Annotated in this window: 12 protein-coding genes; 7 read left to right on the top strand and 5 right to left on the bottom strand. The window is 43.8% G+C overall.

From position 1 onward, the window contains the following. Positions 1-18: 18 nt before the first annotated feature. Complete coding sequence (tcmP, locus tag JGK20_RS03285) at positions 19-1,308, top strand: three-Cys-motif partner protein TcmP (protein WP_293211636.1); 1,290 nt, start codon at positions 19-21, stop codon at positions 1,306-1,308. A gap of 64 nt (positions 1,309-1,372) precedes the next feature. Here tcmP and JGK20_RS03280 read toward each other — a convergent pair whose 3' ends face one another. After that, entirely contained in the window at positions 1,373-2,101 is a 729-nt protein-coding gene (locus JGK20_RS03280; protein WP_293211638.1) for a phage Gp37/Gp68 family protein, read from the bottom strand. A gap of 223 nt (positions 2,102-2,324) precedes the next feature. Here JGK20_RS03280 and JGK20_RS03275 point away from each other — a divergent pair, with 223 nt between their 5' ends. Together JGK20_RS03275 and JGK20_RS03270 are read left to right on the top strand one after the other, a co-directional pair. Then, a complete protein-coding gene (locus JGK20_RS03275; RefSeq protein ID WP_293177564.1) occupies positions 2,325-2,972 on the top strand; it encodes a sigma-70 family RNA polymerase sigma factor in 648 nt (215 codons plus the stop codon). A 233-nt stretch (positions 2,973-3,205) separates the two neighbouring features. Then, complete coding sequence (locus tag JGK20_RS03270) at positions 3,206-3,526, top strand: 2Fe-2S iron-sulfur cluster-binding protein (protein WP_293157012.1); 321 nt, start codon at positions 3,206-3,208, stop codon at positions 3,524-3,526. A 250-nt stretch (positions 3,527-3,776) separates the two neighbouring features. On the opposite strand, the gene treS is transcribed toward JGK20_RS03270, so the two are convergent. Then, positions 3,777-7,154 (bottom strand): maltose alpha-D-glucosyltransferase, encoded by a 3,378-nt coding sequence (gene treS, locus JGK20_RS03265; protein ID WP_363319173.1) that lies wholly within the window; start codon positions 7,152-7,154, stop codon positions 3,777-3,779. 471 nt (positions 7,155-7,625) lie between these two features. On the opposite strand from treS, the gene JGK20_RS03260 reads away from it, so the two are divergent. After that, entirely contained in the window at positions 7,626-7,853 is a 228-nt protein-coding gene (locus JGK20_RS03260; RefSeq protein ID WP_293177558.1) for a hypothetical protein, read from the top strand. 171 nt (positions 7,854-8,024) lie between these two features. On the opposite strand, the gene JGK20_RS03255 is transcribed toward JGK20_RS03260, so the two are convergent. The 3 genes from JGK20_RS03255 to JGK20_RS03245 form a co-directional block, all read right to left on the bottom strand. Continuing rightward, entirely contained in the window at positions 8,025-8,396 is a 372-nt protein-coding gene (locus tag JGK20_RS03255; RefSeq protein ID WP_293177555.1) for a DUF5615 family PIN-like protein, read from the bottom strand. Beyond that, positions 8,393-8,623, bottom strand: coding sequence for a DUF433 domain-containing protein (locus JGK20_RS03250; RefSeq protein WP_293177552.1), 231 nt, complete (start codon positions 8,621-8,623; stop codon positions 8,393-8,395). The genes JGK20_RS03255 and JGK20_RS03250 overlap by 4 nt, the downstream gene beginning before the upstream one ends. 81 nt (positions 8,624-8,704) lie before the next feature. After that, positions 8,705-11,626, bottom strand: a complete 2,922-nt coding sequence (locus JGK20_RS03245; RefSeq protein ID WP_293177549.1) for an AAA family ATPase — start codon at positions 11,624-11,626, stop codon at positions 8,705-8,707. A 545-nt stretch (positions 11,627-12,171) separates the two neighbouring features. Here JGK20_RS03245 and JGK20_RS03240 point away from each other — a divergent pair. The 3 genes from JGK20_RS03240 to JGK20_RS03230 all read left to right on the top strand — a co-directional run bounded on the left by JGK20_RS03240 (position 12,172) and on the right by JGK20_RS03230 (position 17,101). Beyond that, positions 12,172-13,587 (top strand): MBOAT family O-acyltransferase, encoded by a 1,416-nt coding sequence (locus tag JGK20_RS03240; protein ID WP_293229337.1) that lies wholly within the window; start codon positions 12,172-12,174, stop codon positions 13,585-13,587. A 210-nt stretch (positions 13,588-13,797) separates the two neighbouring features. After that, positions 13,798-14,772, top strand: a complete 975-nt coding sequence (locus tag JGK20_RS03235) for a DUF459 domain-containing protein (RefSeq protein ID WP_293211642.1) — start codon at positions 13,798-13,800, stop codon at positions 14,770-14,772. A 556-nt stretch (positions 14,773-15,328) separates the two neighbouring features. After that, positions 15,329-17,101, top strand: coding sequence for a hypothetical protein (locus JGK20_RS03230; RefSeq protein WP_293177537.1), 1,773 nt, complete (start codon positions 15,329-15,331; stop codon positions 17,099-17,101). Positions 17,102-17,334 lie beyond the last annotated feature (233 nt).

The following is a 17,334-nucleotide window of genomic DNA, read 5'->3' as shown; positions in this document are numbered from 1 at the left end:
TACCTAGGGATATAAAAAATGGAAGGAAAGCAATTATCTCTATTTTCAGAAGAACCAGAAAATTCAGAAAACTTTTTTGAACGCAAACGAGACTGGTCAGCATCTAAACATCGGATACTGCTTAAATACCTACAAGCATTTTGCTATAATCTTGGAGGTGATGGAAACTATCAATCCGATCATATCAACTATGTTGATGGTTTTGCCGGTACCGGGAAATATAAAGAAGGAATTGGAATTGAAGATTTTGTAAATAATTCTAATTTTTGGACAAAGTATCAACATAACTTTGAAAATACAGATGGTTCACCCTTAATAGCTCTAAAATGTGCTAACCTTTTTGGTCAAGAAAAACGAGTAAACTTAAGATGCTTTTTTGTAGAGGCTGAAGCGGCGTCTAATCAACAGCTTCAAGAAAACTGTCGAGATATCGGCAAAGATTTGTTTTATAAAGTTTATGAAAATCAAAAATTTGAGGTGGCTTTTCCAGAGGTGATGAATGATTTGAACAGCTATCCTACTTTATTTTTTCTTGACACTTTTGCTGTCAAAGGAGTTACTTTTGAGCATATATATGAAATAGGAAATTATGTCCGTCAGAATAAAGGAGAGCTATTTATACTATTTCACAACAGTGCAGTAGCTCGCCATGCGGGGCATCATAAAACCGCATATGATAGCATAAAAGAGCAAAAAACTGCTGAAACTTATATCAAAAACTTGACTAAACTCCTAGGTGTCAATTCAGACCAAGATTGGAAACCAAAGTGGCTAGAACTTAAAGATCAACCTCAACAATTTGAAAAATGGGCACTGGAATATTTTAAGGAAAGAATGAAAAGAGAAGCAGGGTTTAGAGGAGCAACCAGTTTTGAAATTAAAGAAAGCTACAGTGATCCCAGACCAAAATATAGTATTGTAGTAGGTAGCAATCACCCCAAAAAAGCTTTTGGAAGTTTCTTGAACGATTTCGTTTGGGAGGAGGAAAGATTGCTATTTTTCAAGGACAGTCACACAGGAATTAAAAAATTCTTAGAAAAAGAATGGAATTCAGATCAGCAGAAAAGATTAGCTGAAATAAAAACTCAAGCTATCAAAAGTTTGGGCAAGCTTAATGATTGGATATCTTTTGAGGATGCAATTACTCATCTAATATTAGAAATGAATGACATAGGACGTTTAAAGCGAACTCATTACAACAATGATGTTTTAGATTGGTTGTACACAGAACAACTGATAGAAATCAAAAATCCTTCTAAGCAGAAAAAGCCTTACACATTAAAAAGCCACTTTAGGCTTAAAAAATGATACGAATATCCAACAGTATCTGTAAGAAAATTTATTTTTTTTACTCAACAGGGATTAAGGGTAGTTATTTGAGCCATCTTTTTTGATGTTTCTTCCATGCTTCTGGCATCTCATCCCAAATTTTCTCATCCAATAATCTCCCAGCAGCTTTAGGTGTTCTACCTCCCCATTGCTTAAAGAAAAACGCGACTCCAGCATCCTGACATTGATCCCGAATACTTTGCGCCCATTCTTCCTGCATTGGACGGTATTTTTGCCCCGACTCTCCCCCAACTATTACCCAGTGAATATCCCTTAGATCGAGTTGCAAAGGCCCTAAAAGTGGTTCGCATGATAGAAATCTGACCTTTGCAGGTACTTGTCGCAAACAATCAATCCTGTTAACATAGTTTTGATTTTCAACAGACACCCCCATCCAAATATTATCAGACCAATCAAGTTCAGGCGCTAACTCTAGTAAACGTTTGTGTCGTTTCGTAAGAATTTGATAAATGTGGTGAGGAGTTTCACGCATTACCTCAAAAACTTGTTTCAGAAACTCAATAGAAACATCTTCGTGGAACAAATCGCTCATTGAGTTAACAAAAATGCGACTAGGCTTTCGCCAAGTCTTAGGTTCGTTCAAACGTTTTGGGTATTCCGTTAAAGTAAACCCGTTAGGAAAATTAGTGTGAAACCTTTTTGTTAATGCTTCTGCATAACAATGGGTGCAGCCGGGACTGACTTTATCGCAGCCAGTTGTTGGATTCCATGTGCGATCGCACCACTCGATACCAGTATTAATGCTAGACATACAAACACTTGACCCTTGAAACAACTAATTATCTTTTTAGATGCGCTGGATACATAGAATTTATATGTATCAATTTAGATTAATGCAGCATCACCTACAACTCCATTATATAATTAAAATTGACTTAAGTATCAACACTTTTTAAGCAGTTGCATTAAATGTAGATCGTAGTGTAGAATCGGGCTGCAACAGCATTGATACCCAAAACCTTTACAGAACAATTGTGCAAGCACCAGTTTTTTCCGAACTCAACCACCCTGTGGTCAAATCCCTGTTCCATCACAGCGATCAGGAATTATTGACCCTGTTTCAAAACCATCCCGATCAGGGCCGCTTCTTCACGGCGATTTTTTGCCGCTACGCTCAAATTGTACACTCCCTGATCCGCCATTCCGTGCGATCGCCCGTACAAGGCGATTACCTCTTCGCCCACACCTGGCAGCACATCTATCACGAGCTCCGAGGCCTCGATTTGCGCCGCGAAACCCAAGATCCTGATGGCGACAATCTCAGTCTCCAAAACTGGCTGATTAATGTCACCGCTGTCTGCATCAATCAAGCCGAATTACCCCCAGTTGAGTCTATTCACTACTCTTTGCAATCCGCTTCGCCTCCCCTGTGGTGTTACGTCAGACAAGCCTTAGAATTGTTGGCGCCACTGCCACGTTTAGTCGTGTTGATGGCCCAGACTTTCCGCTGGAGCGAAACTCGAATTGCAGCTTATTTGCAAGCAGAAGGTGAAGCTATTTCGCCCGCTCAAGTTAGGGCTTTGCTGCAAAAAGGATATCAAACTTTAGAGTCAAATTTGCCGCAGGATATTCGCGCTATTTATCTGGATGAAAATCTCGATTATCAACAAGCACTTGTCTAGCAGCCGAGAATTCCGCTAATATCAATTATTCTTCAGTCCCCCTCTGCTGCGGACTTTGTTTGACAAGAAGAGGTTTCAATCGCCGATATCAAGAAGCTAACATCAATTATTCTTTAGTCCGCGGAGGCGGACTTCGTTTGTGTAGACGCGGTTTCAACCGCCGAGTCTCGATTGTATTTGACAAAAATCGGTTTCAACCGCACTAATAGTCGGAAATAATATCAGAGGTGAAAATGGCAGTTTATCAAGTTCGGCTGGTGAATGAGGAGCGATCGCTCGATCGCACGATCGCAGTACCGGACGACCAGTATATCCTAGATATGGCAGAAGATGCCGGCATCCGCTTGCCGAATGGATGCAAGCAAGGAGAGTGTTCTGCTTGCGTTGCCAAACTGCTTAGCGGTGAAATCGACCAAAGCGAACAAAAGTTTTTGAAGCCCTCAGAATTGCAAGCTGGCTACGCTGTTACCTGTGTCGCTTACCCGCTTTCTGACTGCACTTTGTTAACTCATCAAGAAAAAGTTTTATATGAAGCAGCTCTCTATTTTAAGTAATGCCAGATGCGTATTATATATTGTCAGAGTCTCGCTAGCGATTCCACAAAGGTGTGCATATTATAGTGCTGTCCCGATCGCGAGCTGTCAAATTCCGTGACATCATAATTATATTATAGTGCTGTCTCGCTCGCGATGACAGCTCGCGAGCGAGACAGCACTAAATTCAGAGAATTATTATTCGTATACCAGCAGAAACGAGTTAATGCCAGGTGCGCCACAAGCACCCTACTCACTACTTAAAAATCAACTACGGCTTGCCATTAAATTTCAACAATTCCAGAATCCGCTTCAGCGGAATTTCCGCCCAATCCAAGCGGTAATTGAGTTCGTAGGCCAGCTCAGCAACCCCTTTTTCCAAAATGTAAGCATCCAGCAAAACTTGTAGTTCTGGTATAGATTTTGGCAAGAAACTGGCATCGGCTGCTGTTACCAAATAGCTGTTAAGAAAAGTGAGGCTGACCCAGCGGTGCCAAACATTCGCCCACTGCTGCATCTCCGGAAGATTTTCAGGGCGGATCATACCGCTTTCAACTTCATTTCGCAGTGCCAAAGTAACAGCATAATTGAAAGATTGTAGCATTCCCGCCACATCTCGCAGGGGCGATCTTTTCATCCGCCGCTCGCTTAACGGTCGATTCCGTTCTCCTCCGAAATCAATAATTACGAAGTCTTTACCTGTATAAAGAACTTGTCCGAAATGGAAGTCCCCGTGACAGCGAATTCGATCCGCCGTGATTCTCAAGTTCAAAATAGACTTGAAACGTTCCATCAGCAACTCTTCCCGGTTTAGGAGATTTTGTGCTAGTTTATGCGCTTCTGGCGGCAGTTTTGACAGCCGCTTTTTCAGCAGCAGCAAAGTTCTTCCTGCCATATTTCTCATGTGTTGGTAGATGGAACGCTGGTAAAATGAGGTGAAGTTTTCTGGAGCAAAAGCGGGATTTTCGGTGTCTGAAGCTAAAGCGAGGTGAAGTTCCGCTGTCCGCTGACCTAAAAGTTCGGCTGATGCTAAGTAAGAGCCGATTAGTTCGCGAGCTAAGGCCGGAATTTCTAGGGATAAATCGGCTACTAGAGAGTTTGGTTGCCGCATTTGTGCGGTCAAAGCGCTGGGTAAATAGTTTTCGGGATCTGTCGATAAATTATCGCCTAAATGCTTGGCTTCTACTGTCATTACTTGCTCGAAATAGTCGCGCAGCGTGTCTAATGTATAAGACCAAGCGTCCCTGCTGTCGGGGATTAGTTTTTGCAGTATTCCGACTGTAATTACTTGTTTTTCGGCTGTGTGATATTCCAAGGCTCCGGCAATTGGAGCGTAGTGTTGGATCGGGTTGCGATCGGTTAAAAACCGCCCGATTTCTAATTCGGGGTTGATTCCTTCTTCGACTTTTCGCAATATTTTTAGGACGTAGCGATCGCCGTAAGCTGCGGATGTATTGCTTTGTTCTTTTTTGAACAGGTGAGGTTCGAGCTGCGATAAATCTTGGTCTGAGTTGAATGCAATGTCGGCAATTCCCACCAGTTGACCTGCTGTACCTTTGTAACTGCGAGAATTGCCGATCGCCCCCAGCAGCGCGCTCAGCAGGCCTTTGTCCCCAGCAGCATCAAATAGCACCCCGGCTTCGTTGCTTTCAGGGAAGTGCAGGCGTGCGATCGCGCGATCGTCCGCATCGCCTTTCATCTCTTCCCAACCTACGGGCAAAACGTAAGTTTCCGGCATACCTTCTGTATAATTCAACAGCACAAACAGAATGTAAACTGTAGATTCTTCTCCCGCACCATTGTGACATTCTACAGGAATAATTTCACTAATTTCCAACGATTGAATCGTCCTATCTGCACCGATGAACCAGCGATTGCTGCGTAAATAGTTTGGCAAAAGAGAGAGTAGCATCTCGCTTAATTGACTTGTTACAAAAGCGGTTTTCCAATTGCCGATTACCGCCAAACTAGGCAAGTTTGTCTTAAAACCGTGCAGCGAAAATTCTTCGGGTTTAGGAGTAAGAGTAAACCAGTAAAATGTGTGAGGACTCAAACTCAAAAAGTAAGGTGATTCGCCAACAGGTGGAAACTCAGCGCGACCGAAAATCTCCACCGGCACAGCACCTTTAAACGGAGAAAGGTCTAATTCTGCCGTCTGCACGAAGCGCGACAAATTAGCGACTACGAGGATGTGTTCGTCTTGATAAGTGCGAACAAAAGCTAAAACTTTGCGGTTTTCTGGGTACAGAAACTCGCAAGTGCCGCGGCCGAATGCTTGGAAGCGCTGGCGCACAGCAATCAAGCGTTTCATCCACCACCAGAGTGAACTTGGATTCGCCCGCTGCGCTTCCACGTTCACAGATTCGTAGTGATATTCAGGGTCAACGATTGGTGGCGCGTACAGCCGCTGCGGGTTAGCGCGGCTGAAACCGGCATTGCGATCGCTACTCCACTGCATCGGAGTTCTCACCCCGTTGCGATCGCCCAAATAGATATTATCACCCATCCCAATCTCATCGCCGTAGTAAAGCACCGGCGTACCAGGAAGAGACAGCAGCAAAGCATTCATCAACTCAATGCGGCGGCGGTTATTTCCCATCAGCGGAGCCAAGCGGCGGCGGATACCCAAATTAATTCTCGCCTGAGTATCTTGAGCGTAAACCCGATACATATAATCTCGGTCTTCATCGCTCACCATTTCCAGCGTCAATTCATCATGATTCCGCAAAAACAATGCCCACTGACAATTATTAGGAATCTGCGGAGTTTGCTGGAGAATATCGCTAATTGGGAAGCTATCTTCCATGTGCAAAGCCATAAATAAACGCGGCATCAGCGGGAAATGAAAATTCATGTGACATTCATCGCCACCCGAGTAATATTCAACCGCATCCTCCGGCCACTGATTCGCCTCAGCAAGCAGCATCCGGTTCGGGAATTTCTCATCTACGTGCTGCCGCAAATGCTTGAGAAATACGTGAGTTTCTGGCAGGTTTTCGCAGTTAGTACCTTCCCGCTCGTACAGATAAGGCACGGCATCCATTCGCAGTCCATCTACTCCCAGTTCCAACCAAAAGTCTACCACATCTAAGATGGCTTGGCGGACGGCGGGATTGTCGTAATTTAAATCTGGTTGGTGAGAATAAAAACGGTGCCAGTAATAAGCTTTTGCTACCGCATCCCAAGCCCAATTAGAAGTTTCAAAATCTTGAAAAATAATCCGAGCATCTTGATATTTTTCCGGCGTATCGCTCCACACATAAAAATCTCTTTCGTTACTGCCTTTCGGGGCGCGCCGCGCTCGCTGAAACCATGCGTGCTGGTCGGAAGTGTGGTTGACAATTAACTCAATAATAACTCGAATTCCGCGCTGGTGCGCTGCTTCTAAAAGCTCTTTAAAGTCGTCTAACGTGCCGTAAATCGGGTTGACGGTGGTATAGTGAGATGTATCGTAGCCGTCGTCTCGGAGTGGCGAGGGAAAAAATGGCAGTACCCAAATTGCTGTTACTCCCAAGTTTTGCAGGTAATCTAGTTTTTCTGTGAGTCCCCGAAAGTCGCCGATGCCGTCTGCATTGCTGTCTGCAAAAGCGCGAATTGGTACTTCGTAAATGATGGCGTCTTTGAACCACAAGGGATCGTTATTTAACATTGAGTTTGGCATAATTTTTATGGGAGAATGGTAATTTGGATTTGGTAATTTGGATTTGGTAATTTGGATTTGTTAGTGAAAAATCCAAACTGATAAATCATAACGCATAATTCTATCGCGATTCGTCATGCCAGTGGTAGAGTTTTAATCGTAATTTATGAACGCAAAACTTATAAGTTCTTAACTAAAAAAATTAAACAATCTTATTTGTTATTGCGGATACAGTTCATGATTCGGATCTCGATCGCCGTATTACAGACCCGTGCTTGGCGGTGCACGCCCTACATACTTATATATAAATCCTTTCCCCGTGTCCCCTCTCCCCCTCGAACCCTCTCCGGCGGCCGTCGGAGTGACGGTTTTTACTACCTACCGGACGGTTTGCACGACACTACACTGCCTTGACGCTGTTTGTAAATTTTTGTTACATTTGTTTACATAAAGCAACAAAAGTTTAAGGAAATAGCAAAAATGACTATTGTAATCGCTCTTTTGGTCGTCGGTTGGGTCGCAGCATCTTTAATTGGCACTCAAGCATATTTCCTGGGCGAACAGTCCAAGCCCATTCACGATCGCAATTGGAGCAATGAATCTTTTGAACAACTGGCAAAATCGATGACTGGAACAGAAATTGATTACACTGTTCGCGTTCCCGCCTACAGCATGGATGCTTACACCAGTCGCACGATGGCTAATTAGTAATATTAAGCAGCAGGCTTGACTATTTTGAATAACAGGCTTTCTGGCCTGTTCCACAAGCAGATTTATTTTTGTGGAACAGGCCAGAAAGCCTGTTTTTAATTTTTGAATAACAGGCTTTCTGGCCTGTTCCACAAGCAGATTTATTTTTGTAGAACAGGCCATAAATAATTATCGAAGTGTAATCGGCAAAATTCTCACCCTAGAGCGCGTTTCATCCACAGAAATGAACGCCCCCGACTCAATTTGTGGCTCAAATTGATGTAACACTTCCACAATCAAACTCTCTATATTAGCAGGCAGCACGTCTTGAATACGCACTTGAATGACACTGGGAGCATCAGCTTGGGTTGCGGCCAGCAGTGCGCCAAAATCTAAATCATGAGTGAATACGGCATAGTCATTTACTCGCGCCCATTCCATAATAACGCGATCTGTGGCACGAGGATCGCCGACTGTAGACCAATGAAGAGACTCTATTCCGTATTTAGTAAATACGACAGTCCACTCAGGTGACAGGTTCATATCAATCAAAATTTTCACGCTATTTTGAGAGGAATTTCTACTTCTTCAACTCGCCACGCTGCATAGGCAAGCGCTTCATATATATCTGCTTCTTCCAGGTAGGGATAAGCCTGCAAAATGCCTGACGGTGAGTGTCCCGATGCCATCAGTCCGACTATCGTGCCAACAGTGACTCGCAAGCCGCGAATGCAGGGTTTTCCTCCCATTACTTCTGGATTCAGAGTGATTCTAGTTAGTTGTTTCATGATTTTAAACTACCAGGCTTTCTGGGAAACAAGAAGATTTCTTTTTTGTGGAACAGGCCGGAAAGCCTGTTCCTAACACAACTACAAACTGTTACCTACCAACGCGGGGAGAGAGTCTTTTTTACGAAACTGCAAATGGTTATTTACGCAGTCGATCGCAATTGTATCGCCTTCAACAAACGCATTTTCGAGAATCTTGTTAGCTAGCGGGTTTTCCAACTCCCGCTGGATGGCGCGTTTCAGGGGACGAGCGCCATAAACTGGGTCGTAACCGACATCTGTGATATGGTTTTTTGCAGCATCGGACAGTTCCAAGGTGATTTTCTGTTCCGCCAACAGCCGCTCGATCCGCTTGACTTGAATGGTGACGATTTGCCGCAGTTCCGTCTTGCTCAAAGTGTGGAACAAAATTGTCTCGTCCACCCGCTGAAGAAACTCCGGCCGGAAGTGCGATCGCAAAGCAGTCATCACCCGTTTTAACATTTGTTCGTACTCTTGGTCTGTCTCCCGTTCTTGAGTCGGTAAATCTTCACTTTCACTATTGTCTTTTTCACTCTTGTCTGAGATATCGACTCGCTGGGCAGATACCTCGACAGTGCCATCATCAGCAACTTTATAATCAGTCTTGGGAATTGACACCTCCTTCGGTTCCTGCTTCCTAGCAGCAGGTTTTTTGGTAGTTTTTCCCTTCTTAGCAAACACTTCTAAAATGTGGTCGCTGCCGATATTGCTTGTCATCACAATGACGGTATTCTTAAAGTCAACCACTCGACCTTGAGAATCGGTAATTCTGCCGTCATCCAACACTTGCAGCAAAATGTTAAAAATATCAGGGTGCGCCTTTTCCACTTCGTCAAATAGCACCACCGAATAAGGGCGTCTCCGCACTGCTTCCGAAAGTTGTCCCCCTTCATCGTAACCGACGTATCCGGGGGGAGCTCCTACCAACCGGGAGACATTTTGCTTCTCCATATATTCCGACATATCGATGCGGATAATCGCATCATCGCTGTCAAACAAAAACTCCGCCAACGCCCGCGCTAACTCGGTTTTACCGACGCCTGTGGGGCCCATGAACAAGAAAGAGCCGATCGGTCTACCGGGATCTTTCATCCCCGCCCGCGCCCGCCGAATCGCCGCAGCAACCGCCGTTACAGCCTCTTCTTGACCGATAACTTTCTTGTGCAAATGGCTTTCCAATTGCAGCAATTTTTGGCGTTCCGATTCTAACAACCGATTGACCGGAATTCCCGTCCATTTAGCAACAATTTCCGCAATATCGCCCTCAGTAACTTTTTCCCGCAGCAGGGAAGAACCTTGAGCTTGTTGTTTCAAAAGTTCGGCTTCCTTGGCTTCGCGATCGCGCACCGCAGTCTCCAATTTACCGTACTTCAACTGCGCCGCTTTATTCAAATCGTAAGCTCTTTCTGCTTGTTCGATTTGGACTCGCAACTGGTCTTCTTCTGCTTTCAATTTATTGATTGCATCCAACAACTGCTTTTCGCCCAACCACTGAGAAGACAGTTTTTCCTGCTTGACTTTTAAAATGTCAATCTCCGATGTGATGCGTTCGATGCGGGGGCCGATTCCCGGGGATAGAGCGCCTTTACCCTCACCTTCGATCGACAATTTTTCCATTTCCAACTGCATCACCCGGCGGTCAATCCCTTCCAATTCCACGGGTTTGGAGGTAATCTCCATTTTCAAATGGGCGGCCGCTTCGTCTACAAGGTCGATCGCCTTATCCGGCAAAAAGCGATCGGAAATATAGCGAAAAGACAGAGTAGCAGCAGCAACCAGCGCCGAATCGGTAATTTTTACCCCGTGGTGGCGTTCGTAACGGTCTTTCAATCCGCGTAAAATTGAAACAGTATCTTCCACAGTCGGTTCCCCGACAAATACTTGTTGAAAGCGGCGTTCCAGTGCCGGATCTTTTTCAATATTTTTGCGGAATTCATCGAGAGTTGTAGCGCCGATACAGCGCAATTCACCTCTGGCTAACATTGGTTTCAACAAATTTCCGGCATCCATTCCCGAACCGGAACTTCCGCCGCCGCCAGTGCCAACAACCGTGTGCAATTCATCAATAAATAGGACGATTTGCCCGTCGGAATCGATAACTTCTCGCAGCACAGAACGCAATCGTTCTTCAAATTCGCCCCGGAATTTTGCCCCAGCAATTAAACTGCCCATATCGAGGCTGAATAGTTGGCGATTTTTCAAAGATTCCGGTACATCGCCGTTGACAATGCGCTGGGCTAAACCTTCGGCGATCGCAGTTTTTCCGACTCCGGGATCGCCAATTAACACTGGATTGTTTTTCTGACGGCGGGAAAGAACTTGCACGACGCGGCGGATTTCCTCGTCGCGGCCGATTACTGGGTCGAGTTTGCCTGCTTTTGCCGCTTCTGTCAAATCGCGCCCGTATTTAGTGAGGGCGTCGGAGTTGGCGTCAGAATTTTGGTTTTGACTTTGACTTTGACTTTGGGTTTGCTTTTGATCTTTGACTTTGGTAGTAGCACGAATTGATTTGATTGCTTCTTCGAGTTTCGCGCGATCGATCGTACCGGGGGCCGGTTTGCGATCGTATCCGGGGCGGCCCGGCGGCCCGTCGCCCTTAGTCAGCAATCGCCTACCAACTCGTTCATCTTCTAGCAAGCCTATTAATAAATGTTCAACGGCGATAAAATTATCTTGCCAAGCCTGTCTGGCAGACTCAGCAGCATCTAACATCACTTCTAAGCCGCGGCCGAGGTATAGTTGGTCAGCGTTGGCAACTCTCGGCTGTCGTTTGGCAAAAGCATCTAACTGTTGCGCCAAGCGGGGGACATCGACTCCGGCCTTGCTGAGAATGCTGTTTGCTAGGGCTTGCTGTTCTAGAATGGCGATCGCTAAATGTTCAACCTCTAGCTGCTGATTGGCAAAGCGGCGGGCTACATCCTGGGATTTGACTATGGCTTCCCAGGCTTGATCTGTAAATTTGCTAGGGTCTGTTGGCTGCACGTTGGTTCCTCGCAATCAAGGGGATTCCTGTTGTTATCCGTTCATACATGGTCTCACAACTATCTTAATCTTGAAACACGATTGTTAATCTATGAGTGCGGTTAACGAGCGCCGAAGTTGCAACACAATTGACTGCTTGTACAAGCTTACAGTCCGCAATCCACCGCAAAAATTTGTGTGGTACGACCGGATCGGGCGATCGAACTTATGAAAATATACAGGTTCTCCATTGCCTATAATACTGCACAGACACGGCGCCGTACCCATAGGTGTCAACTTAAGACTAAAATTCATGAGAAATCTCGCTTCTAGCAAAGTCTCGATCCCCCTAAATCCCCCTTAAGAAGGGGGACTTTGATCGCTCTTGTCCCCCCCTTCTTAAGGGGGGCTAGGGGGGATCGAGCCTTAATCGCCAGACAGAATATCGGCACTAAGTTTGACGTTTTTTGGCACCAATGGGTACTGGCGTGTACTGCCCAATATCTACATTGCACTCAACTGAAAGCCTCTATATTGCCATAACTTTTTTGGATTCCTTGACATCTATGTTATTTCCTACTTACCAATTTTTAGTATTTTTCCTAATTATTTTTAGCGCCATCCTCTCCTTAAAGCCCAAAGTTGATTTGTATAAAATTGTCTTGCTAATTTCCAGTTTATTATTTTATTCTTTTTGGAGCTTAGACTTTCTCGGACTCCTGATTTTAAGTACAGTATACAATTATATCATTCTCCGAGCAGTCGATCGCGGCAAACAGCCAAAACTTGCCTTCATCTTCGGCATAATTGTCAACATTGTCAATCTCGGCATCTTTAAATATTGCAACTTCTTTGTAACCTCCTTATTTGAGGTACTAAACCAGCTCAAAATTCCCGCCAATTTTCAAATATTACAAATAATCGCCCCCGTCGGCATATCATTCTACACATTTAGAATAATTTCTCATTTAATCGACTGCTACCAACAAAAAATTTCCTGTCCTAAATTTATAGACTACGCCACCTACATTACCTACTTTCCCCAAATTGCCTCCGGCCCAATCTCCCGCCCTCACGAATTTTATACGCAGCTAAATTCACCAAGTAAATATGACTATAAAATCGAAGAAGTTATCGTTTTGATTTTGTCTGGACTCTTCAAAAAATATACTTTAGCGAGCTTTTTGTTTAATTTCACTCAACTACCATTCAAAGTCCCCCAGCAGTACAGCAGCATAGATTTAATCCTCGCGGCAATTTCCTATTCTTGTTTGATTTACGTAGATTTCAGCGGCTACTCGGATTTAGCTAACGGTATCTCTTGCTTGTTGGGTTTCAAACCGATCGCCAATTTCAATATGCCATACCGATCGCTCAGCCTGCAAGAATTTTGGAAAAGGTGGCACATCAGTCTTTCGGAGTGGTTGAGGGATTACCTTTACTTTCCCTTAGGTGGCAATAAATACGGCAAATTGCGGAAGTACGTAAATTTACTGATAACAATGGCGATCGGCGGATTTTGGCACGGCGCAGGATTAAACTTTATTTTCTGGGGAACAATCCACGGTTTAGGACTGATTGTCAACCATCTATGTAAAGATATTCCCCAAGCTATCCATCTCAAATTAGACTACGCCTTTCCGAGATTTGCCAAATTTTGCAGTTGGTTGTTAACCTTTACCTTTGTTACCTGTAGCTGGGTATTTTTCGGCACACCCAACTGGAAAACTGCGATCGGGTTTTTTCAACGAATCTTTCGTTTTTCTGCTGCAACTGTTCAATTCAACTTTTGGCAATTGTATCTAGTAATTGCAGTCATTGGCGCAATCAACCTGTGGGGCGAGATCATTTCCCAAGTATTGCAAACAATATTGTCATTAAACAACCTATTCTTTCGGGTTGTCTTAGTTTCCCTGCTCGTGTATGCTATCTTAATGCTAGGCCCAAGTACCGTCCCACCTTTTATTTACTTTAACTTCTAATAAACAAGTATAGCCTTTCGAGTTCTCATATGAGGTACTCATGGGCATAGGGCATAGGGCATAGGGCATAGGACATAGGGCATAGGGCATAGGGCATACCTGGCTTTTTTGAGAACCGCTATATAAATCACAAAAAAGACTTTTTTTTATCTTATTACGTTCTTTCTCCTTCCTTTATGATGACAAATAACAAATAACAAATAACTTCTTATGAAAGACCGAGAAATTTTGTTGATAGTTACCTCTGTAATTCTCACCTTAATATTTTCCAACTTATCCTTATTTGTGAAAAGCTTTTCTTCAACTCCTTTAGCCAGTACCGAAATCAAACAAGCAGCGCGCCAGATCGAAATAGACGGCTTCAGGAAATCCGAACAAGATTTTTGGAGCAAAATCAAAGATATTAACTTCGATAGCATTTCCAAAAACCCCGACAAAATTCCGGTCAAAACCGCAACAAAATCGGCAGTCATCCTCCCAAAGCCTGCCAAGAAACCCACTCCATCCAAACCAAAACTAACCGTAGCTTATCGCAAATTTTTATTTATTGGAGATTCCGTAATGTTCGATTTAGGAACTCAACTCCAGTACACTCTTAAAGAAAAATACAATATCTCAAATACCAAAATCGACTACAAAGTATCGAGCGGATTAAATCGGATAGATTATTATGACTGGTACGCCAGAACCAGTGAAATGATCCAGGATTACGGGCCAGATGTAGTGATAATTTTGTTCGGAGGTAATGACACTCAAGATATCACCGATAACCAAGGAAAATATCGGGCTATTCTGACCCCAGAATGGCAAAAAGCTTATCAAGCAAGAGTAGATAAATATGCCAAATTACTTGGCTCTTCCACCGTAAAAAAAGTGTATTGGATAGGTCAATCGATATCTAACAAATCTTCGTATCTCAAAGCTTTTCCCATCATGAACGACATCTATAAAAATGCCAGCAAGTCTTCATCAAAAATAGAATTTATTTCTACTTGGGATGCTTTTGCTGAAGCAGGGAATTTTGTCCCCGTAGTTGCTGACAAATCCGGCAAGCGAGGTTATGTAAAAATTAATGATGGCGTGCACTTTACCTCCCACGGAGCTCAAATTATCAGCGACGTAATCGTTGACAAAATGGCGAAGGACAAAATTTTAAAACTCCCGAAAAAGAAAGAAGCATCCTAGGTTGATTCGAGTCAAAAAAAATAGCCTGCAAATTAGACATCTTATCGGATTCGTGTAAAATTATATACTGAGGATCGCGAATTAAATAATTTACACATATTTGTGGGATGGGCGGGAGAGCCCGTCCCGAAAAGACGGGCGGGACGCCCATCCCACAAGAATAATAAAAATTGTAAGTTATTTAATTCTCATTCCTTAGTCGCCGACAGATATTTGGCTTGCTCAACCCGGTTGCTACGGAAAATATCGGTTTTGTTAACCATACGGTTGAGTTAATACTGTCGAGCCTTCGGAGATCCTCGCATCGCCCTGATAGTTAGGAGACTTGAAGAACTCTTTTATTCCCCTTATTCAGGGATAGGGGGTATCAGCCTTCACTGAACTCGATCGCATGAAAGCAACCAACCAGAAATATACTCGTGAAATTTGATACCCAGCTTACCTATGTGTCAACTGCGTTCGGGACTAATATTGACAAAAAGCAGCAGTAGATGTAGAGTTGCATTCAGCATCGGACAACGACGTTAAGATCTAGCAATTGTCATGGCGACAAATTATGACAAGCAATCTCTGGAAACTCGATCGCACTAGCATCCCTGAGTCAATGGAGTGCAGCGACACAGCGCTCATCTTCAGTCTCACCAAATATACTCAACCTTGGGAAAGAATAAACACCGTTGAAGGCATCTTGCAACAATGCGGAATCGCTCCTTTTGCTGAAGTTCTGGACGTACCCAAAAGCGGAATATTAGGGCAAGATATACCAGAATCCGCTAGAAAACCGCATCCAAATTTGCTGTTTCGGGCTTTGGCAATTCAAGCATTGGGCAAGGTGCGAGAGGGTATTATATCAAGTGAGGAACCTGTATCAAGTGATTTTAGCGAAAATAAGCTAGCGGTGTTGGAACAGGAAGCGCTAGGGGGAGCGACTCCTTTAATTCGGTGGTGTGCTGCTGTTAGCATTCAGTCAATTTTGTTGGATGAATGGCAAGCACAAGGCAAGGAATCTGCTGGCCATGTCACAATTAATGCAGCAGAAATTGAGCAGCGGGTTGTAGAAGAGCAAATTAAACTGTTAGCCAGCAATAAATTTGCTTTGAACGACAACAGCAGAATGGACAGCGGTAAGGAATATGAGAATTGTCTCGATTTTTGGGTCTACGGCCCTAGCTGGCTGCTGCTAGGTGTGTTAATGGATTGCGAGGAATATCTGTTTTGGGTCGATCGCGTATTTCCTGCGATCGCAGTTACGGATGATGGGTACAAATTTCATGCCGAAAAGGATGCAGCCATCACCAACTTTTTGGATGTGGCGAAAAATAATTTTAAGGAGTGGGAATTCTCCCAAATAGTTGCCAAAGTTTTTGAGTTTCTGCACCACCCGGAGGCGGCGATCAAAAATCGAGCGGCAATTATGTTAGAACCTTACCAAGATCGGCTAGACCGAAAATCGGCGCAAATTATGACAGCGCTCCTATATAAATTTCATGTAGAACATCAGTCTTTAGAATCTCTGACCATTCCCGAAATTGAGGAGTGCAAAGCGTCACTGTATCTAGATAAAAAGGAAATTGACGGCGTGTATTCTGAGGCTGTGTCGCTGTGCGACGATGATATCGCAATGGCAAATTTCTTGTCAGATAAACAGAGGGAATACCAAAATGCTGTAGACGAGCATATTCACAATTTGAGCAAGTTAGTTAAGTCGATCCTAGATTGTCAGAGCTTGTTAGATGCGAATAGGGAACTTTTGTATTTGACAGTAGAGCGGCTGCAAGAATGGGATCAGACCCTTGGTAATAAACTGGCTGAACACCGCAGGAAACTCCAAAACGTGAGTGTTGACAAAAGCACGTCCGAGCAGTGCATAAACCTCGACAACGATTTGAATTTAATCAGAGATTCTTTGCAGTCTACTTTGTATGAAGTCACATCAAAAATTAACAGCAAAATTAGAGATTTAGAACTTTCGGCGTCCAAAAATAACAAGACTGCAACACAGATGTTTAAGTGGACGTGGCTATTGTTAGGAGTGTGGTTTTCAATAGGGCTAGTTTTGTATTTATCCGATGCAGTGATTAACTCGATATTGACCGTCAACTACTACCAAAGTGAATTTCTAGTCTATTGGACTATGTTTTTTATTGTGATGGTGGTATTTTTGTTAGTATTAGCTATATTCTTTGCGACGCTCGCTGCCTTAGACAAGCGCCGAGAATCTAAATTAATTCCTAAATTTGACAGTTTAAGCCAAATAGGGAACAGTTTTTCTATTTTGTGGCAAAAGAGTTACTTGCAGCAATTTGTACCGTCAGTGCGATCGAATTAAAAGTGTGGAAAACCCCTTCGCATTCTGTCAGTAGCAGGGCGGTTTTATTGTCGTCAGACAAATTAGGTACGTAGTTGCGCTTCAGCGCTCCAAAGGTACGTAGTTGCGCTTCAGCGCTCAAATTAGGTACGTAGTTGCGCTTCAGCGCTCAAATTAGGTACGTAGTTGCGCTTCAGCGCTCTTCCCTAATATTATAAAGAGCGCTGAAGCGCAACTACATACCTTGGTAGGTG

The organism is Microcoleus sp. PH2017_05_CCC_O_A (genome assembly GCF_020738785.1).
Taxonomy (GTDB): Bacteria; Cyanobacteriota; Cyanobacteriia; order Cyanobacteriales; family Microcoleaceae; genus Microcoleus.
The sequence above is the reverse complement of the archived record's forward strand: the minus strand, read 5'-3'. Positions and strand labels throughout refer to the sequence as shown.

Bases quoted from the DNA above. Each gene is read 5' to 3' on its own strand.
- tcmP (WP_293211636.1), top strand. From the start codon at position 19: ATGGAAGGAAAGCAATTATCTCTATTTTCAGAAGAACCAGAAAATTCA.
- JGK20_RS03280 (WP_293211638.1), bottom strand. From the start codon at position 2,101: ATGTCTAGCATTAATACTGGTATCGAGTGGTGCGATCGCACATGGAAT.
- JGK20_RS03270 (WP_293157012.1), top strand. From the start codon at position 3,206: ATGGCAGTTTATCAAGTTCGGCTGGTGAATGAGGAGCGATCGCTCGAT.
- treS (WP_363319173.1), bottom strand. From the start codon at position 7,154: ATGTTAAATAACGATCCCTTGTGGTTCAAAGACGCCATCATTTACGAA.
- JGK20_RS03260 (WP_293177558.1), top strand. From the start codon at position 7,626: ATGACTATTGTAATCGCTCTTTTGGTCGTCGGTTGGGTCGCAGCATCT.
- JGK20_RS03250 (WP_293177552.1), bottom strand. From the start codon at position 8,623: ATGAAACAACTAACTAGAATCACTCTGAATCCAGAAGTAATGGGAGGA.
- JGK20_RS03240 (WP_293229337.1), top strand. From the start codon at position 12,172: ATGTTATTTCCTACTTACCAATTTTTAGTATTTTTCCTAATTATTTTT.
- JGK20_RS03235 (WP_293211642.1), top strand. From the start codon at position 13,798: ATGAAAGACCGAGAAATTTTGTTGATAGTTACCTCTGTAATTCTCACC.
- JGK20_RS03230 (WP_293177537.1), top strand. From the start codon at position 15,329: ATGACAAGCAATCTCTGGAAACTCGATCGCACTAGCATCCCTGAGTCA.